Annotated in this window: 15 protein-coding genes; 9 read left to right on the top strand and 6 right to left on the bottom strand. The window is 73.8% G+C overall.

Going from position 1 to position 23,036, the window contains the following annotated elements; all coding sequences use genetic code 11:
* The first annotated feature begins 32 nt into the window (after positions 1-32).
* On the top strand, positions 33-998 hold the full coding sequence (locus ACWCV9_RS06675; RefSeq protein WP_450784579.1) for a zinc-binding dehydrogenase: 966 nt from the start codon (positions 33-35) through the stop codon (positions 996-998).
* Positions 999-1,113: 115 nt separating this feature from the next.
* On the opposite strand, the gene ACWCV9_RS06670 is transcribed toward ACWCV9_RS06675, so the two are convergent.
* Both ACWCV9_RS06670 and ACWCV9_RS06665 read right to left on the bottom strand, forming a co-directional pair.
* Positions 1,114-2,136, bottom strand: a complete 1,023-nt coding sequence (locus ACWCV9_RS06670; RefSeq protein ID WP_450784578.1) for a helix-turn-helix transcriptional regulator — start codon at positions 2,134-2,136, stop codon at positions 1,114-1,116.
* A 1-nt stretch (position 2,137) separates the two neighbouring features.
* On the bottom strand, positions 2,138-3,064 hold the full coding sequence (locus ACWCV9_RS06665; protein WP_450784577.1) for a DUF4097 family beta strand repeat-containing protein: 927 nt from the start codon (positions 3,062-3,064) through the stop codon (positions 2,138-2,140).
* A gap of 338 nt (positions 3,065-3,402) precedes the next feature.
* Between ACWCV9_RS06665 and ACWCV9_RS06660 the strand changes: the two genes are divergently transcribed.
* The 8 genes from ACWCV9_RS06660 (at position 3,403) to fxsT (ending at position 16,053) form a co-directional block, all read left to right on the top strand.
* Entirely contained in the window at positions 3,403-3,585 is a 183-nt protein-coding gene (locus tag ACWCV9_RS06660; RefSeq protein WP_019058231.1) for a DUF6104 family protein, read from the top strand.
* 120 nt (positions 3,586-3,705) lie between these two features.
* A complete protein-coding gene (locus ACWCV9_RS06655) occupies positions 3,706-4,113 on the top strand; it encodes a CU044_2847 family protein (RefSeq protein WP_450784576.1) in 408 nt (135 codons plus the stop codon).
* Complete coding sequence (locus ACWCV9_RS06650; RefSeq protein ID WP_450784575.1) at positions 4,110-6,572, top strand: VMAP-C domain-containing protein; 2,463 nt, start codon at positions 4,110-4,112, stop codon at positions 6,570-6,572. Before ACWCV9_RS06655 ends, ACWCV9_RS06650 begins: the two co-directional genes overlap by 4 nt.
* Positions 6,573-6,748: 176 nt before the next feature.
* Positions 6,749-7,789, top strand: a complete 1,041-nt coding sequence (locus ACWCV9_RS06645) for an AAA family ATPase (protein WP_450784574.1) — start codon at positions 6,749-6,751, stop codon at positions 7,787-7,789.
* Positions 7,790-7,796: 7 nt separating this feature from the next.
* Positions 7,797-11,135 carry an SAV_2336 N-terminal domain-related protein gene (locus tag ACWCV9_RS06640; protein ID WP_450784573.1) on the top strand — a complete coding sequence of 1,113 codons (3,339 nt, stop codon included), beginning with the start codon at positions 7,797-7,799 and terminating at the stop codon, positions 11,133-11,135.
* Positions 11,136-11,238: 103 nt separating this feature from the next.
* Positions 11,239-11,517 carry an FxSxx-COOH cyclophane-containing RiPP peptide gene (gene fxsA, locus ACWCV9_RS06635; protein WP_450784572.1) on the top strand — a complete coding sequence of 93 codons (279 nt, stop codon included), beginning with the start codon at positions 11,239-11,241 and terminating at the stop codon, positions 11,515-11,517.
* Positions 11,518-11,720: 203 nt separating this feature from the next.
* Positions 11,721-12,956, top strand: coding sequence for an aKG-HExxH-type peptide beta-hydroxylase (locus ACWCV9_RS06630; protein ID WP_450784571.1), 1,236 nt, complete (start codon positions 11,721-11,723; stop codon positions 12,954-12,956).
* A gap of 94 nt (positions 12,957-13,050) precedes the next feature.
* Positions 13,051-16,053 carry an FxSxx-COOH system tetratricopeptide repeat protein gene (gene fxsT, locus ACWCV9_RS06625; protein ID WP_450784570.1) on the top strand — a complete coding sequence of 1,001 codons (3,003 nt, stop codon included), beginning with the start codon at positions 13,051-13,053 and terminating at the stop codon, positions 16,051-16,053.
* An 83-nt stretch (positions 16,054-16,136) separates the two neighbouring features.
* Here the strand turns inward: fxsT and ACWCV9_RS06620 are convergent, their stop codons facing one another.
* From ACWCV9_RS06620 to ACWCV9_RS06605, 4 genes are all read right to left on the bottom strand, one after another.
* On the bottom strand, positions 16,137-19,913 hold the full coding sequence (locus ACWCV9_RS06620) for a multifunctional oxoglutarate decarboxylase/oxoglutarate dehydrogenase thiamine pyrophosphate-binding subunit/dihydrolipoyllysine-residue succinyltransferase subunit (protein ID WP_450784569.1): 3,777 nt from the start codon (positions 19,911-19,913) through the stop codon (positions 16,137-16,139).
* Between the two features lie 301 nt (positions 19,914-20,214).
* Positions 20,215-21,339, bottom strand: coding sequence for a HAMP domain-containing sensor histidine kinase (locus tag ACWCV9_RS06615; protein WP_385840027.1), 1,125 nt, complete (start codon positions 21,337-21,339; stop codon positions 20,215-20,217).
* Positions 21,336-22,076, bottom strand: coding sequence for a response regulator transcription factor (locus ACWCV9_RS06610; protein ID WP_385840026.1), 741 nt, complete (start codon positions 22,074-22,076; stop codon positions 21,336-21,338). The genes ACWCV9_RS06615 and ACWCV9_RS06610 overlap by 4 nt, the downstream gene beginning before the upstream one ends.
* Positions 22,077-22,224: 148 nt before the next feature.
* Positions 22,225-22,902, bottom strand: a complete 678-nt coding sequence (locus ACWCV9_RS06605; protein ID WP_450784568.1) for a spermidine synthase — start codon at positions 22,900-22,902, stop codon at positions 22,225-22,227.
* Positions 22,903-23,036: the final 134 nt, after the last annotated feature.

Below are 23,036 nucleotides of genomic sequence, written 5' to 3'. Positions count from 1 at the left end.
GTCGGCTGACCGGCGCACCTATCGTCGGCTGCATGTTCGCTGTCTACGCCGCCCGAATCGACCGCGACCAGCCGCTCGACGGCCTTGAGTTGGGAGAGCGTCCGGCTCCCGAGGCCCGTCCCGGCTGGAGCACCATCAATGTACGGGCCGCCTCCCTCAACCATCACGACCTGTGGTCCCTCAGGGGCGTCGGCCTCCCGGAGGACCGGCTGCCGATGATCCTCGGCTGTGACGCCGCCGGCGTCGACGAGGACGGCAACGAGGTCGTCCTGCACTCGGTCATCGGCCAGACCGGTCACGGGGTCGGTCCCGACGAGCCCCGTTCCATCCTCACCGAGCGCTACCAGGGCACCTTCGCCGAGCAGGTCGCCGTGCCGACCTGGAACGTGCTGCCCAAGCCCAAGGAGCTGTCCTTCGCCGAGGCCGCCTGTCTGCCCACCGCGTGGCTGACGGCGTACCGGATGCTGTTCACCAATGCCGGGGTACGGCCCGGGGACTCGGTGCTGGTGCAGGGCGCGGGCGGCGGGGTCGCCACGGCCGCGATCGTGCTCGGCAAGGCGGCCGGGCTGCGGGTCTTCGCCACCAGCCGGGACGAGGCCAAGCGGAAGCGGGCCCTGGAACTCGGTGCGGTGGAGGCCGTGGAGCCGGGCGCGCGGCTGCCGCAGCGGGTCGACGCGGTCATCGAGACCGTGGGCGCCGCGACCTGGTCGCACTCGGTGAAGTCGCTGCGGCCGGGCGGCACGATCGTCATCTCCGGCGCCACCAGCGGCGACCGGCCCTCGCACGCCGAGCTGACCCGGATCTTCTTCCTGGAGCTGAAGGTCGTCGGCTCCACCATGGGCACCAAGGACGAGCTGGAGGATCTGCTCGCCTTCTGTGCGGCGACCGGGGTGCGGCCCGTCATCGACGAGGAGCTGCCGCTGGACCGGGCCCGGGAGGGCTTCGAGCGGATGGAGTCCGGGGAGCTGTTCGGAAAGATCGTGCTCACCACCTCCTGAGTGCCGCCAGGGTGCCTTCTGAGTGCCCCCGGGTGCCTTCTGAGGTGCCGTCGTACGAGGGAGTGTGAGGGTCGCGGGGGCGGGCCCGGGGTGCCGGGCCCGCCTCTCCGTTCCGTCAGGCGGTCGGGGTGCGGAGTACCGCCGCGATGCGGGCCGCCGCCTGCGCCAGCTGGTGGCGGGTGTCGCGGAGCTGGTCCGCCGTGACCCCGTGGTCGCGGGCCGCGTCGCGGATGTCGTCGCGGAAGCGGTCCAGCAGGCGGTCCAGATCGCGGGCCGGGTCACCGGTGAACTCCTCGTGCGCCCAGGAGGGTTCGTACGCGACCGCGAGATCCTCGGAGGCCGGGGTGTACTCCGGCCGGGGTTCCGGGGGCGCGGTGCGGGCGGAGGTCCGGTCCATGCCGAAGCTCTTGCCGAACTCCTTGCCGAAGTCGCCCAGTTCCCTGGCCAGTTCGGTCAGGCCCTCGCGTACGCCCGTCGGCCAGTCGCCACGGGCGAAGCGGTCCTGCACACGGCGGGCGATGCGCTGCACCTCCTCCTGGGCCTGGGCCCGCGCCCGTGCCTGCGCCTCCTGAGCCTGCCGGCGGGCCCGCTCGGCCTCCTCGCGGGCCCGTCGGCTCTCGTCCTTCGCCCGCCGGGCCTGCTCCTTCCACTCCTGCCTGACCCGGCGCATCTCCTCCCTGGCCGCCTGCCAGGACTCCTTGTCCCGGTACTCACCGGACGCGTCCGACCGGTCCTCGGCCTTCGTGTCCCGGCGGGCCTCGGAGGCGGCCGCGCGCATCTCCCGGCGCAGATCCCCGGCCGCGCCGCGCACATCGGCCTTTATCTCGGCGGCCAGTTCCGCGACCGACTCGCGGATCTCCAGCTCCAGGTCGGCCAGTTCGCCGCTGCGGCCGGCCAGTTCGGCGCGGCCGGCGTCGGTGATGGCGTACACCTTGCGGCCGCCCTCGGTGGTGTGCGTCACCAGCCCCTCCGTCTCCAGTTTGGCCAGCCGGGGGTAGACCGTGCCGGCCGAGGGGGCGTAGAGCCCCTGGAAGCGCTCCTCGAGGAGTCTGATCACCTCGTAGCCATGGCGGGGAGCCTCGTCCAGCAGCTTGAGCAGGTACAGGCGGAGGCGGCCGTGGGCGAAGACGGGAGGCATGTCAGAGCACCTTCTTGTCGGTCGTGCCGTCGGCCGGGGCGTCGCCGGCATCGGTGCCCTGGCCGGGGACGGAATTGTCCCCCGGGGTGGGGTCCGTCCCGGCCGCAGGGGCGTCCTCGTCCTCCCGGGCCGGGCGGCGCAGCAGGGCGATCGAGCCGGAGACGGTGGTGGCCCGGAGCCTGCCGGTGCCCGCGCCGAGCCGGCCGGTGATCTTGTGGGCGCCCCACTGGCCCTGCACCCGCAGTCCGTCGAAGGCGTTGGAGATCCTCCCGCTGGCCGTGTTGGCCTCCACCTCGGCGTCGGCCGGGTGCGGCAGCCGGATGGCGATCTCACCGGAGACGCTGGTGAGGCCGACGTCGGTGGGGCCGTCCGGGTCCAGGTCGATGATCATGGAGCCGCTGACGGAGTCCGCCCGCACGGAGGGGCCGGAGGCCTCGACCACGGTCAGGTCGCCGGAGACCGAGTGGAACCGCAGTTCGCCGGTGACCGCCTGGGCCTCCAGATTTCCGGAGACGGTCTCGGCGCGGACCGGGCCGGAGACGCCGACCAGGGTCGTGTCACCGGTCACCCCCTTGACCACGGCGGAACCGCGGATGCCGGAGACGACGGCGCCGGCGCCGACGACGCCCACCTCCACGCGGGTGTCCGCCGGCACCGCGAGGGAGACCACGGCGCTGCGCCGCCAGCCCTTGCGGTCGAGCCACTTGAGGAAGCCCTTCCAGGGCAGGTCCTCGTAGGCCACCGTCAGGGTGCCCGCCTCGTGGGTGACGATCAGGGGCGGGCCCTCGATCTCCGAGATCTCCAGGCGGGCGGCGCCTTCGTCCGTCCCCACCACGTTCACCGTGCCGTTGACGACGCGGACCTTGAGGTCGGTCACGTCGGTGTCGAAGGTCAGTTTCTGCGGTTCGGCGATGGACCACTCGGACATGGGGACCCCCTTGGGCGATCTGTTCACGACGCGACGCGCCATATCGCGTCCACTGCAAACACGATATATCGCGGTGCCGGGAAGTCAAGACACTCGTTCGGGGGAGGAGTCCGCCGCCCGGGTGCGGGGCGCCTGGCGCAGGGGATCCCGGGGCCGGCGCGTGCGGGGACGCGCCCGCGCGGTTCGGCGCGTGCGCCGGGGTGTGCCGGACCGGCGGAGGCCCGCGCTGCCGGGGGCGTGGCGGACCGATGGGGGCTCGCGCCGCCGGGGTCGGTGCGTTGCATAGGCTGTGGAGGAAGCCATCGCTGGCGTGGATTGATACGCAGGAGACGCACCCCATGTACTTCACCGACCGCGGTATCGAGGAGCTGGAGAAGCGGCGCGGCGAGGAGGAGGTCACCTTCGAGTGGCTCGCCGAGCAGCTGCGCACCTTCGTGGATCTCAACCCGGACTTCGAGGTGCCCGTCGAGCGGCTCGCCACCTGGCTCGCCCGCCTGGACGACGACGAGGACGACGAGTAGGCGGTACGGCCAGGGGGCACGACCGGGCGGCCCGCGGACACGCCCTTCCTTTCCCTCGCCCCCTCCCCCTCCCCTTCCCCGGGAGTTAGCCTTCTCCTTCCATCGGCGAACGGGGGCGTCATGGCTGGAGGGCTCGAACGCATACGGCTGGACGACGGCACCGTCGTCTGGGCCCGGATCGCCGCGACCGGCGACGACGCGCCGGACGGGGGCTACTGGGACACCGGCCTCGGCGACCGGATCATCGACATGGCGGGCGGACTGGCCGGCACCGTCGGCGGGGTCGTGCGCTCCCTGCGCGCCGGTCTGGACACCCCGGCCCCCGTCGAGGTCTCCGTCAGCTTCGGAATCGAACTGACGGCGCAGTCCGGCAAGATCGTGAGCGCCATTGCCGAGGGTGGCGGCACCTCCTCGCTCACGGTGTCCCTGACCTGGACCGAACCCCCGGCATCGGGCGGCGGTGCCGGCCCCGCCGCCGGCCCCCGTCCCGCCGTACCGCCCGGCCCCCCGGCTCCCGCGGCCGGATGAGCGCCTTCGGCGAGATGGTGCGCCCCTCCCTCGCACGCATCGGCGCACCATGTGACGGGTATGCAACGGACCGTGACGCGTACTGGGGGTCGGGGTTCTTCATAGCCCCGGGATGGCTGTTGACCTGCGCTCATGTCGTGGGGAAGGGGGGAGCCGCGGTGTGCCGAGGGGAGAGCGCGATGAGCGTGTCCTGGCAGCAGCGCACCGCCGCCGACGCCTGGGCCGACCGCACCGGCAGCGGCAGCGCCGTCCTCGTGGCACCCCGGCCGGAGCCCGGACAGGTGCCGCGTGATCCCTGGCCCTTCCCCGACCTCGCGCTCGTCCGGGTCACCGGCGCCGAGGACGTGCCCTGCCTGTGGCTCGGCGACCGGGAGGCGGGCCCCGGCACCCCCGTCGGGCTGTACGGCTGGTCCGTGCAGACCGGTGAGCTGGGCATCCGGCATGCCGCCGGGGAACTCGCCGGCTGTGACGCGCGCGCCCTGCTGCTCGCCGGCAGCCTGCCGGTCGGCGGGCTGTCCGGCGGCCCCCTGCTGGACCTGCGGTACGGCTCCGTCGCCGGAGTGATCAAGGGGCGGCGCAGGGAGGAGGGCGTCGCCGTGCCCGTGACCGCGCTGTACGAGTTACTGGACCTGCGTGAAGGGGCCCGCGTGGTGCGCGACGTCCTGCGCGCGCACGACCTGCACCACCTCGGCCGCCTCGACGACGCCGGACCCGCCCCCGCCTGGCAGCCCGACTGGACCGCCGTACAGCGCTCCCTGCCCGGCCACGCGCCCTCCGTCTCCGGAATCACCGCCGAACTGCGCACGCGGCTCTACGGCCATCTCGCGCAGCTTCCGCCGCCGGCCGGTCCCGGCGAGGTCGTCCACCTCGTGGAGGACGTGAAGGAACAGGTGCGCGGCGAACGGCTGCGGTCGCTGCTGCTGCGCCGCGTGCGCACCTGGCGCGAGGGCGCCGGGCTGCTCTCCGGGCTGCGCACCCTGGAGCCGGGCGGCGGCGGCACGCTGGTCGACCTCGACGCCGTGCTGTTGTACGCGGCGAAGGTCCTGCGGAAGACCGGGCGGGAGCGGGCCGGGGAGGTGCCTCCGGAGCGGTTGCGCGCCTTCTCCGACTGGATCGCCGCCCAGGCCGCCGGCCATCACAACTGGGCGGTCGGCGAGGCCGTCCGCAGCCTGCTGGAGGGCATCGGGACCGCGGAGGACGACCCTCCGGCGCCGGGAACCGGCCGGTGGCCGGCGGAGCCAGGGGGCGGGCAGCCGGACCCGGCGGGCGGGCTCGGCCGGCAGCGCGCGGAGGCGCCCTCGCACACCGGCCTCGCGCACCCGCAGGTGCCGGCCCAGCAGGGCGGACCGCTGCCGGGCGCGCCGGTCGAGCGACAGGACACCCCGGCCGCCCTGCCCGCCCCACGGGCCCCCGCCACCGAGTGGCGCCGGCCGCCGGTGCCCGCCGTGGTGCCCCCCTCGGCCACCCGTACCGATGTGCTCGTCAAGGTCGGGGCGCCGATGTACGACGGCCGGTACCCGTGGAGCGTGCAGCTGATCTACGACGGCCAGGACGTCACCCCGGTCGCCGCCGACGACCGCGGTGTGCGCGCCGAGGAACTGGCGGGGGTGCTGCGGGAGCCGCTGGCGCTGGCGCTGAGCCAGGGGGACCACGGGGAGCACCTGGCCGCGATCGAGGTGTTCCTCCCGCGCAGGCTGTTCGATCTGCCGGTGGACGAGTGGCAGTTGCTGCCCGGCCCGGCCGGCGGGACGGACGACGCCGGTGCGGACGCCGGCCTCGGGAGCGAGGGCTTCCCCTACGCCATGGACGCCATGGAAGACATGGATGCCCTGGACGACATGGACGACGCGTTCGTGGACGAGCGGGCCATGCCGCTCGGGATGCGGCGGACCGTCGTCGTACGGGACGTACGGCGCAACAGCCGGCCGCCCTCCCCGGAGTGGCGCCGGCGCTGGAAGGGCGCGCAGCGCGGGCCGTTGGCGCACGAGCCGCTGCACGGGCGGCCGCCCGGCGCGGGCGCGGCCGACGGGGGCCCGGCGGAGGGGCATCCGCCGGGTGTGCGGGCCGGGGGCAGGTACCCGTACTACGGCGTGCTGTCCGCGATGGGTGACGCGAGCGTGCCGGTCTACTGCGGACCGGTCGGCAGTGGCGAGGGGCTGGCGGCGATGAAGGACGCGCTGATGGCCGGGCACTCGGTGGTGCTGTGGCGCCGGGACCGGCACGACCACGACGAGTGCCGGGACTTCCACCGGCAGGCCACCGGTCTGCTGGAACTCGCCGGGCACGCCGACGGGTTGCCCGGCCCGGTGCGCGACCTGCGCATCCGGTTGTCCGACCCGGACACCGCCCGCGCCCAAGGCTTGCGCGGCAAGCTCGCCGTACTGGTGGACCCGCCGGACCGGCCCCCGTACGCGGCGGAGGCCATGCGCCCGCCGCCGCTGGCCGCGCCCGGTGGCTGACCCCGCGCCGGCCGCCCGCGTCGCCGTCAACTCGCGCGCGTCGCAAGCCTGTTCGGCGGGCCGGATGACGGGAACCGGACGTGCCGAAGCCCGGCGGGCGGCGGCGGTGGGCGGTAGCCTCGTACGTCGGACGGCCGGGCCCGCTGAATGATCACCAGAGCCGGGAGGAGCCCAAGGTGAACGACTGGCGGATCTACCGCGGAGTGGGTCAGCCGCACGACGGCATGCGGCGGTTGCCGGCCCCGCCGCCGTGGCGGGACTTCGCGACGTCCCGGCAGGCCCCGCAGGACACGGCGGACCCGGTGGACGGCGGGGCGGAGACCGACCCGAGCAGCGCGCGCCGGCTGGGTGTGCGCCGCCGCCTCGTCGAGAACTACGCGCCCCGGCCCGCCGAGGTGGACGCCGTCAACGCGGCCCTGTACCTGCGCCGGCCCCTGCTGGTGACGGGCAACCCGGGCACCGGGAAGTCCACCCTCGCCTACGCCATCGCCCACGAGCTGGGCCTGGGCAAGGTGCTGCGCTGGCCCATCGTCAGCCGTACGGCCCTCCAGGACGGCCTGTACCGGTACGACGCCATAGCCCGGCTCCAGGACGTCCAGCTGGAGCGCGCCCGGGGCGGCGGGGAGACGGCCGGAGGCGGCTCCGGCATCGGCTCGTACATCCGGCTCGGCCCGCTCGGCACCGCGCTGCTCCCCGCCGAGCAGCCGCGCGTCCTGCTCATCGACGAACTCGACAAGAGCGACCTCGACCTCCCGAACGACCTGCTCAACACTCTGGAGGAGGGCGAGTTCTCCATCCCCGAGCTGGAGCGGCTCGCCGACCGGGAACCCGTGGTCGAGGTGCTCACCCACGACGGCGACCGGGTCGCCGTGCGCGGCGGCCGCATCGCCTGCTCCGCCTTCCCGGTGATCGTGCTCACCTCCAACGGCGAGCGCGACTTCCCCGCCCCGTTGCTGCGCCGCTGCGTCCAGCTGGAGCTGGACCCGCCCGGCGAGGAACAGCTCACCGCCATGGTCGAGGCCCACCTCGGCGCCGCGGGGGTCGCCGCGGGCGCCGATCTGATCCGCCGCTTCCTGGAGCGCGAACCCGGCGAGGTGCTCGCCGCCGACCAGCTCCTCAACGCCCTGTTCCTCACCCAGCACGACCCGCACGCCCAGGGCCTCACCAGGGAGCGGATCGCGGAGATGCTCATGCAGCCGCTCGACCGTACGAGGTGAGGGGCCGATGCCGGGGATGCGCCGGGACCGCCTGGACGAGCTGATCCACCAGCTGCGCCGGGGCGGACTTCAGCCGACCGCCGAGGACGTCGCGGACGCGCTCTGGCTCGCCGGGCAGCTCGGCACCGCCCCGCCGGGCGCGCCGGCCGGACCACCCGGATCCGATGCGGCCGCGCCGCAGGGCGGGGCGCCCGCCGACCCACCCCTCGGCGCCCATGATGAGCCCGGCAGCCCGCCGCCCCCGCCCCCGTCCGTCCCGGACCTCCCCGAACCCGCCGTCCAGCTGGCCGCTCCGAGCCCCGCCCCGCCGTCCCGGCCCGCCCCCGCCCGCCTCTCCGGCCGTCCGCCCTCCGACGCCGCCCCCGCCTCCTTCCCCGTGCGCGCCCCCGCCGCCGGCGCGCTGCCCGGGCTGCTCGCCCTGGAGAAGGCGCTGCGCTCCCTCGGCCGCTACCGCACCGCCGTCCGGCCCGGCCGGGACGAGCAGCGCGTCGACGAGGAGGCCACCGCCGAGCGCGCCGCCGCCAGCGGCATCCTGCTGCCCGTCCTGCGGCCCGGCCGCCGCCGGCGCTGCGACGTCCAGCTGCTGATGGACACCGGGCCCGCCATGGCCGTATGGGGGCAGATGGTGGAGGAGCTGCGGCAGGCCTGCCAGCAGTCCGGCGCGTTCGCCTCCGTCCGCGTCCACCACCTGTACGCCGACGACTCCGGCAGCCCGCTCGTCGGTACGACCGCCGGTCCCGGCCGGCACACCCGGCTGCGCCCGGCCGAGGAACTCCACGACCCCAGCGGCCGCCGGCTCACCTTCGTCATCAGCGACTGCGTCGGCCCGCTGTGGCAGAACGGCACCGCCCAGCGGCTGCTGCACGCCTGGCCGCGCTCCGCCCCCGTGGCCGTGGTCCAGCCGCTGCCGCCCCGCCTGTGGGGCCGTACGGCGCTGCCGGCCGAACCGGGAGTGCTGGTCCGCGCCGGGGAGAGCGGCGGACGGCTGGACTTCGTGCCCGAGGACGAGCCCTGGGAGGAACCGCCGCCCGGCGCCCGGCCGGTGCCCGTGCTGCAACCCACCCCGGAGGCCTTCGAGGCGTTCGCCCGGGTGCTCGCCGCGACCGGGCCGGTCAGCGGGCCCGCCTGGGCCGGCTTCGCCCACCCCGCCACCGCACCGGCGGCGGCCGGCACCGCCCCGGCCGCCGCGCCGCCGCGCAGCGACGACGACCTGCTGCGCGCCTTCCGCGCGAGCGCCTCGCCCGGTGCCCTGCGGCTCGCCGTCTACCTCGCCGCGGCGCCGCTCACCCTGCCGGTGATGCAGCTCGTCCAGCGCGCCATGCTGCCCGACACCGGACCCATGGAACTGGCCGAGGTGCTGCTCGGCGGTCTGCTCCGGCAGCTGCCCGGCACCGAGCACCAGCCGTGCTTCGCCTACCCGCCCCGGGTGCAGGACCTGCTCCTGTCCTCCCTCGGCCAGGACGCCGCCGGGCTCGTCCTCAAGCACTGCTCGGCCTATGTGGAACGGCACTTCGGCAAGGGCACCCGCAACTTCGCCGCGCTCGCGGCGGCCCGGCTCGCGGACGGCGCCGGGGAGACGGGGGACGCGGCCGGCACCGGGGAGGGCGCGGACACCGGGGACGGCGGCGGCGTGGAGGCCGAGCTGTTCGCCCGTATCCCGGCCCGTGTGCTGCGCTTCTATCTGCCCGACCTGGTCACGCCGGACCCGCTGACCGAGGCCGAGCGGCTGCTCGCCCAGTGGCGGCGGCTGGCCGACCCGGAGGCGCTGCGGCGCGCCCGGGACCAGCTCCGGCTCGCGACCGCCGGCACCGGCTCCGCGCCGGTCGCCGACCCCGGCGGGCGGTTCCGGGCCCATCTGGTCCTCGGCCGGGTGCTGCGCGCGGAGGCGGGTACGGCAGCCGCCCGCACGGAGGGACGGCGGCCGCAGCTGCTCCAGGAGGCCGCCGGCGCGCTCGCCGCCGCGCACGCAGAGAGCCTGGCCGACGGCCCCGAGCGGGCCGCCGCGGCCCTGGAACTCGCCGCCTGCCGACGCGAGCTGTGGCAGCTGACGGCGGACGACGCCCACCTCACCACCGCCCTCGACGTCCTGGCCCCGGACACCCCGCCCTGGCCCGAGGTGACCGAGCGGGCCCGCCGGTGGCTCCGGGACACGTATCCCGACGACGGGGAACGCCCGGCAGCCGGGGCACCGCCCGCTGCCGACGCCCCGACCCCCGCCGCCGCACGGACCGCCGACCGTCCTTCCGGAGCCGGTGAGCCGCCGGAGGCCGGTGTGCCGTGGCAGGCCGGGGTGGAGCGGGAGCGGCTCGTGTTGCGCGGCCGGTTGCTGATGGACCTGCGGCGGCCCGGTGCCGCCACCGCCGAGCTGCGCGAGGGCTGCGCGCTGCTGGCGGCGGAGGGCGCCACCGACGCCGTACGCGCGCCCGTGCTGCTCGATCTCGCGCGGGCGCTCGCCGCGGCCCGGGCCGAGGACGCGGAGGTGCGGCAGGCGCTGCGGCAGGCGCGGCGGGCCGCCGGGGAGGACCCGGCGCTGCTGGTGCCCGCGCTCGCCGAGCTGGCCGCGTTCCACGCCGGGGCCGGCGAGCACACGGAGGCCGACGCGCTGTACGAGCGGGCCGTGCTGCTGGCACCGGCCGACAGCGAGCCACGCCTGCGCCTCCTCACCGCCTGGGGCGAGTCGCTGCTCGGACGGGCCTCGGCGGCGGACGGCGCGGGCACCGTGGACCGGGCCGAGTACGTGCTGCGGGAGGCGCTCACCGCACTGCCCGCCCGTTCCGCGCAGCGCGGCCGGCTCCAGGGGCTGGTCGCCAGCGCGCTCGCCCAGCGGTTCCGCCATCTCGGCTTTCTGCCGGACCTGTTCGAGAGCCGGCACCTGCTCGGCCAGGCGGTGCGCGCGGCGGCCGACGCCGCCGTACGGGCCGAGGTGTGGCTCCAGCTGGGGCGGGTCCGGCTGGAGGGCTGGTACCACGCGGGCGCGCCCCTGCTGACCGACGCGCTCCAGGCGTACGAGAACGCCGAGCGGGAGGCCGTCGCGGCGCACGGTGCCGATCCGGGCTCGGTGACGGCCGCGCGCGCCCGGTACGGCAGCGGGGCGGTGCTCGCCCTGATGGGGCGGCCCGGCGCGGCTCAGGGTGCCTTCCGGGCGGCGCGCCGGCAGTGGCAGCGGCTGGTCGGGGCGCTGTACGACGTGGACTGGGCCGATGTGGAGCGGGCCCGGCGGGCGGAGCGGCAGCCGCCCCCGGCGGACGCCCGGTCGCTCTCGGCGGGGGAGTGGCGGGAAGTCGCCCCACCGTGGTGGCCGTGGACCGAAGAATGGCGCAACGCGACGGAACTTGACCGGAGTTGAGCCCTCCCGGGTTTCTGGTTCGGGCCTGTCGGGAAGAAGTCGGCAGCCACTGCGGCTGCGCGGGGCGGGCGCGGGGCAGGGAGGAGCCGAGGTGGGGGAGCCAATGACACGGGCGGCCGGGCTCGGCGAGCACGCCGTACGGCCCGTGGTCCCGCCCGACCTCACCGATGTCGACCTGCGGACTCTGCGGGCCATGGACGATCCGGCGCTGCTCGCGGCGGTGGCCGGGGTGCTGGCCGATCCGGAGGGGCTCGGCCGGGTCTGGTACACGACCGACACCGACACCCTCGTGCCGGGCGGAGTCACCGGGCATATGTTTTCGGCCGGTCATACGCGCCGCGCGCCGACGCGGTCCTTGCCCGGCACGGACACGGTGGCATGACCCCCGGGTCACCCGGCTCCGCCGGCCCACCGGCACGTCCGGCTCCGGCCGCGCCCGCCGGGTTCGCCGGGCCCTCAGGGTGTGCCGCGCCCGCCGGGTTCGCCGGTCCGGCGGAAGCCGTCGCTCCGGCGGAAGCTCTCGCTCCGGGAGAAGCCGTCCCCGGCCTCACCCCCGTCCCCCTGCCGGCCGGCACCCTCGCCGCCTTGGCCCGGGCCCAGCCGCTGCCCCGGGCCACCGCAACCCTGCTGGCGGCCCTGCACGCCCGGCGGATGCTGCTGCTCAAGTCGCTGCTGGTCCGGGCCGAACGGGACCGTTCGGCGCTGGACGGGGCGGTGCGGCGGCGGTTCGAGGGTGACTGGGCGCTGCTGGAGCGGGCGGAGCGCGCCGACCCCGCCGCCGTCCGGGCGGTGCTCGACTATCCGACGACCGGCGCCTGGCTGGCCGCCGCGCTCGCCGCGCCCGAAGGGCCGCCCTTCGAGGACCGCCTCGCCGGACTCGGCGCCCTCGCCGTGGCCGCGGCCGTCCGCGCCGGCTGCCGGTTCACCACCACCCGCGCGCTGCCGGCCGGCACCCTGTGCCTGCCCGGCCTCGGCCTGCTGCGCGGCGCCCGCGGCCCGGCCCGGCTGAGCGGGCGCGGCGGCGCTCTGCGGATCACCGACGGCGCGGGCCAGACGCTGCGGCTGCCCGGTGCCGTACCGGCCGGACCCGGCACCCGGTGGGCCCCCGACGGCACCCTCGCCTGGTCGGCGCTGCACACCCTGCCCGGCTCCACCGCCGTACTCGACGACCTGGACCCCTACCGGGTGCCGGACGGCGGCATCGGGCCGGCCGCGCTGCCCGCCGCCGAGCGGCCGTACTCCGACCCGGCCGGCTGGGCCGCCCGCTGGCGGCACGCCCAGGCCCTGCTCGCCGCGACCCACCCGGCCCGCGCCACCGAGACGACCGCCCTGCTGCGCGCCGTCGTCCCGCTCGCCCCGCACACCGGCGCCGGGCCCCCGATGAGCGCCACCCTGCGGACCGCGCCCGGCGCCGTCCTGGCCCAGCTGCCGGCCGACCGGCGCGAGCTGGTGGAGCTGCTGGTGCACGAGACCCACCACACCAAGCTGGCCGTCCTGGACGAGCTGGTGCCGCTGTGCCGGCCCGGCGGCAGCCTGCACCGGGTGGCCTGGCGGCGCGACCCGCGGCCCGTCCCCGGCGTGCTCCAGGGGGCCTATGCGCACCTGGCGCTGATGGACCTGTGGTCCAGGGCGCGCACCGGAGCCGCCTGGGTGTGGCGTCGGCGCGCCGCCGAACGGTTCGACGCCTGCCAGGAGCAGGTCGCCGAGGCCTTGTCGGCGCTCGCCGGGTCCGATGAACTGACCCCCCACGGAAGGGAGTTCGTCCGGCACATGGGCCGTCACCACGCGCGCCTCGCGGGCGCCGCCCGACAGCCCGGATGACGCTCCGTGGAGGGGTTATTGCGTTACGTTATGCGTTATGCGTTGTGCGCGCGGCTGCCCGTGAGGCCGGCAGCCGCCGGAACAGGGAGCGGCGATGGCGGAACAGCGGCGACCGGTCGCCACGGACGCGGCGGCACCCGAGCATGTGCTCGTGGTCTTCCCGGGCTACCACCGCTCTTGGGCGGCATGGATCGCGCAGTGCCTGGAACGGCACGGGCGCCGGGCCACCCTCCAGCGCTGGGACCCGCCGCGCGAGGTGCCGCTGGAGGACTCGCTCGGCGATCTGCTGCTGGCCAGCGGCCAGGTGCTGCTGGTCCTCAACGACTGGTTCTTCGAGCTGGGCCCGCGCCCGCCGGGCGAGTGGAACGACGCCCTGCGCGGCTTCGTCGCCGCGCACGCCGACCGGTTCGCCGCGGTCAACCTCACCAACCGCCCGCTGCTGCCCGCCACCGCCGTACTGGAACCGGCCAGCCTGTGGGCGCTGAGCGAGGAGGCCGCCGAGGAACGCCTGCTGCGCCGGCTCGGCATCGAACCCCTCGCCCGCCCGCGCCCGGTGCCGGGCCGCATCCGCTACCCCGACGAGCGCTGCGAGATCTGGGGCGAGGTGCCCCGCCGCAACCCGCGCTTCACCGGCCGCGACGACCTGCTCGGTGAACTCCAGCAGCGGCTCGCCGACGCCGAACGCGGAGCCGCCGCCTGCACCCTGGTCGGCATGTCCGGCATCGGCAAGACCCAGCTCGCCGCCGAGTACGCGCACCGCTTCAGCACCGACTACGACCTGGTGTGGTGGGTCAACTCCGACGACCGCACCATCCAGCGCGACCGCCTCGGCGAACTCGCCGTCGAACTCGGCCTGCGCGCCGGCAGCGAGCCCGGCGAACGCATCCGCGCGGTCCGCAACGCGCTGCGGCGCGGCGAGCCGTACGGGAACTGGCTGGTGGTCTTCGACGGCTGGGACGACATCGAGGGCGTGAGCGGGCTGCTCCCGCAGGGCACCGGACACGTCCTGATCACCTCCCGGAACCGGGGCTGGAGCGAGCACACCGACGTCCTGGAGATCCCCGCCTTCCTGCGCGCCGAGTCCACCGGCTATCTGATGCGCCGCGCCCCGCACATCTCCGCCCGCGACGCCGACGAGGTGGCCGCCGAGTTCGGGGACGTACCGCTGCCGCTGGTGCAGGCCGCGTCCTGGCTCGGCGAGTCCCGGATGGAGGTCGCCGAGTACCTGCGCATGGTGCGCGAACGCCGGCTGTCCACCGTCGATGAGCCCGTCACCGGCGAGGGCTTCCCGCAGTCCTCGCTGACCTCCTGGGCCATACTGCTCAACCGGCTGCGCCGCTCCCAGCCACAGGCCATCGACGTGCTGGGACTGTGCACCTCCTTCGCCCCCGGCCGCATCCCGCTGGGCCTGATCCGCGCCTACCCGCGCGCCGAACTCCCCGACGAGCTGCGCTGGATGGCCACCGACCTGCCCGCCTGGACCCGGGCGCTGGACACCCTGGTCAGCTACTCGGTGCTCACCCGGGAGACCCGCGGTCCGCTGGCCGCCGAGATGGGCCCGCACCAGGAGTCCGTGCACATGCACCGGCTCGTCCACGACATCGTCTCCAAGCTGACCGGCGACAGCAGCCGGGAGGTGCACCGGCGGGCGGTGCGCACCCTGCTCGCCGAGGCCGACCCCGGCAACCCCGCCGACAGCCGCAACTGGCCGCGCTACGCCGAACTCCTGCCGCACCTCGCGGCCTCCGGCGCGCTGGAGAGCCGCCAGCCGCGCGTGCAGGAACTCGTCCTGAACTGCCTGCGCTACTGCTCCCGCAGCGGCGAGTACAGCGGCGGCCTGGAACTGGCCCAGCAGGTGCGCGAGCACTGGTCCCGGTTCATGGAGCCGATCGACCAGCCGATGCTCGACCTGGCCACCCAGGAGGGCAACATGCTCCGCAACAGCGGCCGGTTCCGGGAACTGTACGAACTCCACCGGGGCGTGCTGGGGCAGCTCCAGGCCGCGCCCCGGCGCAACGAGATCGGCGAGCTGGCCAGCAAGGCCGCCCTCGCCTCCGGGCTGCGCTCGCTCGGCCGCTACCAGGAGGCGTACGACCTCCAGCGCGAGGTCCTGGAGGGCAACGAGCGGCTGCTCGGCCCGGACGAGCCGCCGACCCTGGTCGCCCGGCACAACCTCGGCGTCAGCCTGCGCATGCTCGGCCGGTACGCGGAGGCGCTGGACCTCGACCTGGAGACCCTGGCGCTGGGCGAGAGCGTGCTGCGCGCCCGGCACATCAACACCCTGCACTCGGGCAACGCGGTCACCCACAGCCTCCGGCTGCTCGGCCGCTACCGCGAGGCGCTCGCCCGCCAGGAACCCGTCGTACGGCTCCATGTGCAGGTGCTCGGCCCCCGGCACCCGCAGACCCTCGAAGCCCGCTCCCAGCTGGCCATGTGCCGCCGCCGGGAGGGCGGCAACGCGCCGGACGTCGGCCCGGCCATGGCCGGCCTGCTCGACGAACTGATCCAGCTGTACGGCCGTGAGCACCACCGCACGCTGGGCTTCCTCACCAACTACGGCAACTTCCTGCGCGAACACGGCGATCTCAGCCAGGCCCGGGAGCTGATCGACGAGGCGGAGGCGGGCTACCGGGCGCTGCTCGGCCCCGCGCACCCCGTCGCCACCGGCATGCTCTCCAACACCGGGCTGGTGATGCAGGCGGCCGGCGAGCGGGCCGACGCGCTGGCCATGTTCGAGGCCGCGCTCGCCGGGCTCAGCGCGACGCTCGGTCCGGACCACCCCTGGGTGCTGGGCTGCGCCCTCAACGCGGCCGGCGCGCGCAACCTCAACGGGCGGATCCCGGAGGCGGTGGAACTGAGCCGGGACAGCCTGCGCCGGGTGCGGCACATGCTGGGACACGAGCATCCGCTGACGCTGTCCTGCCAGGTGGCGCTCGCCGCGGACCTGCGCGCCGCGAACGAGCAGGAGGAGGCGGGCAAGCTGGAGGAGGACGCCCTGCTGGCCCTCACCCGCACCCTGGGCGCCCAGCACCCCCACACCATCTCCTCCCGCCAACGCATCCGCCCCTACTGGGACTTCGAGGCCTACATCGGCTGAAGCGCCCCCCGGGTAGGCGAAGGGCCCGGTACCGAGTACGAAACTCGGCACCGGGCCCTTGATGCAGCTAAGCCGCCGGAGGCTTACGCCTCGAAGACCTCACGCACCAGCTGCTCCTGCTCCGCCTGGTGCCGCTTCGCGGAACCCACCGCCGGGGACGAACCGTGCGGACGCGAGATGCGCCGCAGCCGCTCGCCGGCCGGGATGTCCGCGCCGACCGCCAGGTCGAGGTGGTCGATCAGGTTGAGCGCGATGAACGGCCACGCACCCTGGTTCGCCGGCTCCTCCTGCGCCCACAGGTACTTCTCGGCGTTCGGGTACTTCTTGATCTCCGCCTGGAGCTCGGCACCCGGCAGCGGGTACAGCCGCTCGATACGGATGATCGCGGTGTCCGTGACGCCTCGCTTCTGCCGCTCGGCCTCCAGGTCGTAGTAGACCTTGCCCGCGCAGAAGACGACCTTGCGGACCGCGGCCGGGTCGACCGTGCTGTCGCCGATGACCGGGCGGAACTCGCCGCTCGTAAACTCCTCCGCCTTCGACGCCGCGGCCTTCAGACGCAGCATCGACTTCGGGGTGAAGACGACCAGCGGCTTGTGGTGCGGGTTGTGCACCTGCCAGCGCAGGAGGTGGAAGTAGTTCGACGGGAGCGTCGGCATCGCGACCGTCATGTTGTTCTGGGCGCACAGCTGGAGGAACCGCTCCGGGCGGGCCGAGGAGTGGTCCGGGCCCTGGCCCTCGTAGCCGTGCGGCAGCAGCAGGACCACACCGGAGGTCTGGCCCCACTTCTGCTCGGCCGAGGAGACGAACTCGTCGACGACGGTCTGGGCGCCGTTGACGAAGTCGCCGAACTGGGCCTCCCACATCACCAGCGCGTCCGGGCGGGCCAGGGAGTAGCCGTACTCGAAGCCCATCGCCGCGTACTCGGACAGCAGCGAGTTGTAGACGTTCAGCCGCGCCTGGTCCTCGGAGAGGTACTGGAGCGGGGTGTACTCCTCGCCGGTCTCCCGGTCGATCAGCACCGCGTGGCGCTGGCCGAAGGTGCCGCGCTGGGAGTCCTGGCCCGCCAGGCGGACCGGGGTGCCCTCCAGCAGCAGCGAGCCGATGGCGAGGGTCTCGCCCATGCCCCAGTCGATGGTGCCGTCCTCGACCATCGCCGCACGCCGCTGCAACTGCGGCTGGAGACGGGGGTGGACGGTCATGTGCTCGGGCACGCTGACCTGGGACTCGGCGATCCGCTTGACGACCTCGGCGGAGATCGCGGTCGGCACCGCGACCGGGAAGCCGTCCTGCGGGGCCTCGGCGGCGCCGCCGGCCGGCTGCGCGGTGGCCTCGCGGACCTCGGTGAAGACCTTCTCCAGCTGGCCCTGGTAGTCCTGGAGCGCCTGCTCGGCCTCTTCCAGGGTGATGTCGCCGCGACCGATCAGGGACTCGGTGTAGAGCTTGCGCACCGAGCGCTTCTTGTCGATCAGGTCGTACATCAGCGGCTGGGTGAAGGCCGGGTTGTCCGACTCGTTGTGACCGCGGCGGCGGTAGCAGATGAGGTCGATCACCACGTCCTTGTTGAACGCCTGGCGGAACTCGAAGGCGAGCCGCGCGACGCGGACCACGGCCTCCGGGTCGTCGCCGTTCACGTGGAAGATCGGGGCCTCGATCATGCGGGCCACGTCCGTCGCGTACATCGACGAACGCGAGGACTCGGGGGCCGCGGTGAAGCCGACCTGGTTGTTGATGACGATGTGGACCGTGCCGCCGGTGCGGTAGCCGCGCAGCTGCGACATGTTCAGGGTCTCGGCCACCACGCCCTGGCCCGCGAAGGCCGCGTCGCCGTGGATCGCCACCGGCAGGACGGTGAAGTCCGTGCCGCCCTTGTTGATGATGTCCTGCTTGGCGCGGGCGACGCCCTCCAGGACCGGGTCCACCGCCTCCAGGTGGGAGGGGTTGGCGACCAGGGAGACCCTGATCTGCTCGCCGTCGAGGCCGGTGAAGGTGCCCTCGGCGCCCAGGTGGTACTTGACGTCGCCGGAGCCGTGCATCGACTTCGGGTCGAGGTTGCCCTCGAACTCGCGGAAGATCTGCGCGTACGACTTGCCGACGATGTTCGCCAGCACGTTCAGCCGGCCGCGGTGGGCCATGCCGATGACGACCTCGTCCAGGCGGGACTCGGCCGCGGAGTCGATCACCGCGTCGAGCAGCGGGATGACGGACTCGCCGCCCTCCAGGGAGAAGCGCTTCTGGCCGACGTACTTCGTCTGGAGGAACGTCTCGAACGCCTCCGCGGCGTTCAGCCGGCGCAGGATGCGCAGCTGCTCCTCGCGCTCCATCTTGGAGTGCGGGCGCTCCACCCGGTCCTGGATCCACTTGCGCTGCTTGGGGTCCTGGATGTGCATGAACTCGATGCCGGTGGTGCGGCAGTACGAGTCGCGCAGCACGCCGAGGATGTCGCGCAGCTTCATCATCGACTTGCCGGCGAAGCCGCCGACGGCGAACTCGCGCTCCAGGTCCCACAGGGTGAGGCCGTGCTCGACGATGTCCAGGTCGGGGTGCTTGCGCTGCTTGTACTCCAGCGGGTCGGTGTCGGCCATGACATGGCCGCGGACCCGGTAGGAGTGGATCAGCTCGAAGACGCGGGCGGCCTTGGTGACGTCGTCGTCGTGCGAGGCGTCGATGTCACGGAGCCAGCGGACCGGCTCGTAGGGGATCCGCAGCGCCTCGAAGATGTCGTCGAAGAAGCCGTTCTCGCCGAGCAGCAGGTTGGCGACCTGGCGCAGGAACTCGCCGGAGGCGGCGCCCTGGATCACCCGGTGGTCGTAGGTCGACGTGAGCGTCATGACCTTGGAGACACCGAGCTTGTTCAGGGTGTCCTGGCTGGTGCCCTGGAACTCGGCCGGGTAGTCCATGGAGCCGACGCCCATGATGACCGACTGGCCGGGCATCAGACGCGGGACCGAGTGGACGGTGCCGAGGCCGCCGGGGTTGGTCAGGGAGACCGTCACACCGGTGAAGTCGTCCATCGTCAGCTTGCCCTCGCGGGCGCGGCGGACGATGTCCTCGTAGGCCTGCCAGAACTCGAAGAAGTTCAGCGTCTCGGCCTTCTTGATCGCCGCGACGACCAGCTGGCGGTCGCCGTTCGGCTTGACCAGGTCGATGGCGAGACCGAGGTTGACGTGGGCCGGCTTGATCAGCGTCGGCTTGCCGTCCTTGACGCCGTACGACCAGTTCATCGACGGCATGGCCTTGATGGCCTGCACCATCGCGTACCCGATGATGTGCGTGAAGGAGATCTTCCCGCCACGGGCGCGCTTGAGGTGGTTGTTGATGACGATGCGGTTGTCGAACAGCAGCTTCACCGGGACGGCGCGGACCGAGGTGGCGGTCGGCACCTCCAGCGAGGCGTCCATGTTCTTCGCGACCGCGGCGGCCGGACCGCGCAGCACGATCTGCTCCGGGCCCTCGGGGGCCGCGGCGGCGGGAGCGGGCTTGGCCGCCTTGGGCTGAGCGGGCGCCTGTGCGGGCTGCGCCGGCTTGGCCGGGGCGGGAGCCGGAGCCGCGGTCGCGGGCTTCGGAGCGGCCGGAGCGGCGGCCTGCGGGGCAGGGGCCGGGGCGGCGGCCTTCGGGGCCGGGGTGGTGGTCTCTGCGGCCCCCGCGGCCGCAGTACCCGCCGCAGCCGGGGTGGCGGGTGCACCCGGCTTGTAATCGGCGAAGAAGTCCCACCAGGCACGGTCTACCGAATTCGGGTCCTGGAGGTACTGCTGATAGATCTCGTCGACGAGCCACTCGTTCGGACCGAACGCGGCAGCGGGGTTCTTCCCGGCTTGGTCGTCGGTGGAGACGCTCGGGTTACTGGGGGACTGTGGCGACACGGCGGCAACCGCCCTCTTCCGCTTCACAAGGTGATGGACAGCGGGAATAAAGGCTACGCCTCCATCGGCGGGAAGGTCAGGCCGAGCAAGGTCATCGTCGCGTAAGTCACATCGGAAATCTTGTTTCGGGGCTTGATATGGCGGGAAACAAGCGTGGTTCCACTGTGGGAGGGTGCACGGGCCGGGCCCGGCGCGCCTTCGTTCGAAGGGTGGCGCGGGCCTGCTCCTGATCACACGTGTCCAGCTGCGCATAAGGGCAGCGACCGGCGTGGATCTTGTGCCTCCGGGTTCGGACTTTACGTCAACTTGGTGCGGAAGTCAGTCCCGGGAGAGTGACGATGATCCGGCAGCCCCGCTCGGATTCGGCCACACCGATCCGGCCGCCGTGCAGATCCACCGCCCAGCGGGCGATCGCCAGCCCGAGGCCGGTGCCGCCGTCGCTGCCCGGGCCGTGCGGCCGGGTCACCGCACCCCGGTTGAACCGCTCGAACACCTTGTGCCACTCCGACCGGGGGATGCCGGGGCCCTCGTCCAGGACCTCCAGCTCCAGCGACTCCGGCTGCGGTCCGCGCCGCGCCCGCACCGTCACCCGGCCGTGCGGCGGGCTGTGCTTGACCGCGTTGTCGATCAGGTTGGCGACGACCTGGTGGATCCGCTCCGGGTCCGCGTGCGCGGTCAGCTCCGGCGGGGAGACGTCCAGGTGCAGATGGACGTCCGTACGCGTGTGACGGCCGGTGTCCGAGGCCAGCCCCGCGCGCGCCGAGGCCGCCATGTTGGCCTCCTTCAGCACGCCCGAGAGATACGGCCACACCTCGAAGCGGCGCATCTTCAGCGGGACGACGCCGTTGTCGAGCCGGGACAGGTCCAGCAGCGTCTCCACCAGCCGGCCGAGCCGCTCGGTCTGCTTCAGGGCCGTCCGCATGGTCTCCTGGTCGGGCTCGGTGACCCCGTCGACGATGTTCTCCAGCACGGCGCGCAGTCCCGCGATGGGGGTGCGCAGCTCGTGCGAGACGTTCGCGACCAGTTCCTTGCGCTGCCGGTCCTGGGCCTCCAGCTCGTCGGCCATGACATTGATCGTCTGGGCCAGGTCCCCCAGCTCGTCCCGGCGGTTCTCGCTCACCCGGCGGGTGTAGTCACCCTCCGAGATGGAGCGGGCCACCGTGTTCATCTCGTCCAGCGGCATGGTGAGCGAGTGCGCCACGAACTGCGTGATCAGCAGCGTGGCGATCATCGAGAAGACCGTGATGAAGCGCAGCTCGGTCTTGGTGTGCACCGCGATCATCGACAGACCGGTGGTGATCAGCACCGAGATGACGACCAGCGCGCCCAGCTTGGTCTTGATCGAGAACGGGCGTACGCCGCCCCAGGGCTCCTCCACGGGACTCCCGGGGCTCCTGGGTGCGGCCTGCCGCCCGGCACCGCTCATGGCGTCGGCGTCTCCAGCGCGTACCCGACCCCGTGCACCGTGCGGATCCGCTCGGCGCCGATCTTCCGGCGCAGCGCCTTGATGTGGCTGTCGACCGTACGGGTGCCGGAGGCGTCCGCCCAGTCCCACACCTCGGCCAGCAGCTGCTCCCGGGAGAGGACCGCGCGCGGGGTGTTCGCCAGGCACACCAGCAGGTCGAACTCGGTCGGCGTCAGATGGACGTCCTCCGACCGCACCCGCACCCGGCGCTGGGCGTGGTCGATCTCCAGCTCGCCGAGGCGCAGGATGCCGCTGCGCGGGGTGGCGGCGGCCAGCGCGGCCCGCTCCACGCGGCGGAGCAGCACATGCACGCGGGCCGCGAGTTCCCGCATGGAGAACGGCTTGGTCATGTAGTCGTCGGCGCCGACGCCGAGCCCGACCAGCATGTCCGTCTCGTCGTCCCGCGCGGTGAGCATCAGTACCGGCACCGGCCGCTGCGCCTGCACCCGGCGGCAGACCTCCAGGCCGTCGAAGCCGGGCAGCATGATGTCGAGGATCAGCAGGTCGGGCTGCCAGGCCTCGGCGGTGTCGACCGCGGCCGGACCGTCGGCCGCGGTCTGCACCAGGAATCCCTCTGCGCGGAGCCGGGCCGCGATGGCGTCGACGATCGTGGTGTCGTCCTCGACGACCAGCACCCGGCGCTGCGCGCCCGGTGTGCTGGTCGCCGCACCGCTCTGGGAGGTGTGTGTCTGCTCCATCGCCCGCCCCTGCTTGTTGCTTTCCGGAACCCGTGGGGTGATCCCATGTCTGCGATCGACGCGTGAGGATCGGCCGGGGGACCTGTTGAGAGATCCGTTGACTGATCCGCGTCAGGGCAGCACATTACGGGGACTCGCCGTGCCGTCGCTATCCAGGGCGGACGCCGAGGTGCACGGCGTCGGGAACGCCCCGGGCAACGGGGACCTCTTCGGTACGCACCTGACGGAACCCGGCATTCCGCAAGCTTCCTTCAAATTCCGGAGAGGGCTCGGCCGACCACACCGCGAGCACCCCGCCCGGCCTCAACACCCGGGCGCAGGACCGGAGTCCGGCCGGTGAGTACAGACTGCCGTTGTCCTCGGTGACGGTCCAGCCCGGACCGTTGTCGATGTCGAGGCAGAGCGCGTCGAACGTGTCCGATGTCTCATTGACGTAACGAACGAGATCGGCTTCCACGATCTCCGTCCGGGGATCGGCGAGCGCCTCGGCGGACATCTGGGCGAGCGGCCCGTCGCGGTGCCAGCCGACGACCGCGGGCTCCCGCTCCACGACCACGATCCGTCCCCAGCGCTCGTCGGCGGCGGCATGGGCGAGCGAGAAGCCGACGCCCAGCCCGCCGATCAGCACCGCCGGCTCCGTCCGGCCGTCCAGCGCGTCGTACGCGGCGTCGACCAGCAGCCGCTCCGAGCGGCCGTCGGAGGTGTCCATCAGGAAGCAGCCGTTGGCGATGATCTGCAACAGCGCGCCGTGTCTGCGCAGCACCACCTCGCCGTACGGCCCGTCACGCCGGTCCAGCACCACAGGAGAGTCGTCCAGGGCAGTCATGCGTCCATCCTGCTCGAACTGGGCATTTCCTTCACGGGAATTGCGGATGACGCGGCCGTGGACGCAATCGGACGGTGAGAGGTTGCTGTGAATCCGCTCTCGCGTGGCGTCGGTCATAGACAGCGGCTCCCGCA

Source organism: Streptomyces sp. NPDC001606 (assembly GCF_053596835.1).
This window is presented reverse-complemented; position numbering and strand designations above follow the sequence as displayed.

Excerpts from the sequence above, each read along its gene's own strand:
- ACWCV9_RS06665 (WP_450784577.1), bottom strand. The coding sequence starts at position 3,064 with ATGTCCGAGTGGTCCATCGCCGAACCGCAGAAACTGACCTTCGACACC.
- ACWCV9_RS06675 (WP_450784579.1), top strand. The coding sequence starts at position 33 with ATGTTCGCTGTCTACGCCGCCCGAATCGACCGCGACCAGCCGCTCGAC.
- fxsA (WP_450784572.1), top strand. The coding sequence starts at position 11,239 with ATGACACGGGCGGCCGGGCTCGGCGAGCACGCCGTACGGCCCGTGGTC.
- fxsT (WP_450784570.1), top strand. The coding sequence starts at position 13,051 with ATGGCGGAACAGCGGCGACCGGTCGCCACGGACGCGGCGGCACCCGAG.
- ACWCV9_RS06655 (WP_450784576.1), top strand. The coding sequence starts at position 3,706 with ATGGCTGGAGGGCTCGAACGCATACGGCTGGACGACGGCACCGTCGTC.
- ACWCV9_RS06640 (WP_450784573.1), top strand. The coding sequence starts at position 7,797 with ATGCCGGGGATGCGCCGGGACCGCCTGGACGAGCTGATCCACCAGCTG.
- ACWCV9_RS06660 (WP_019058231.1), top strand. The coding sequence starts at position 3,403 with ATGTACTTCACCGACCGCGGTATCGAGGAGCTGGAGAAGCGGCGCGGC.
- ACWCV9_RS06670 (WP_450784578.1), bottom strand. The coding sequence starts at position 2,136 with ATGCCTCCCGTCTTCGCCCACGGCCGCCTCCGCCTGTACCTGCTCAAG.
- ACWCV9_RS06615 (WP_385840027.1), bottom strand. The coding sequence starts at position 21,339 with ATGAGCGGTGCCGGGCGGCAGGCCGCACCCAGGAGCCCCGGGAGTCCC.
- ACWCV9_RS06650 (WP_450784575.1), top strand. The coding sequence starts at position 4,110 with ATGAGCGCCTTCGGCGAGATGGTGCGCCCCTCCCTCGCACGCATCGGC.
- ACWCV9_RS06605 (WP_450784568.1), bottom strand. The coding sequence starts at position 22,902 with ATGACTGCCCTGGACGACTCTCCTGTGGTGCTGGACCGGCGTGACGGG.
- ACWCV9_RS06610 (WP_385840026.1), bottom strand. The coding sequence starts at position 22,076 with ATGGAGCAGACACACACCTCCCAGAGCGGTGCGGCGACCAGCACACCG.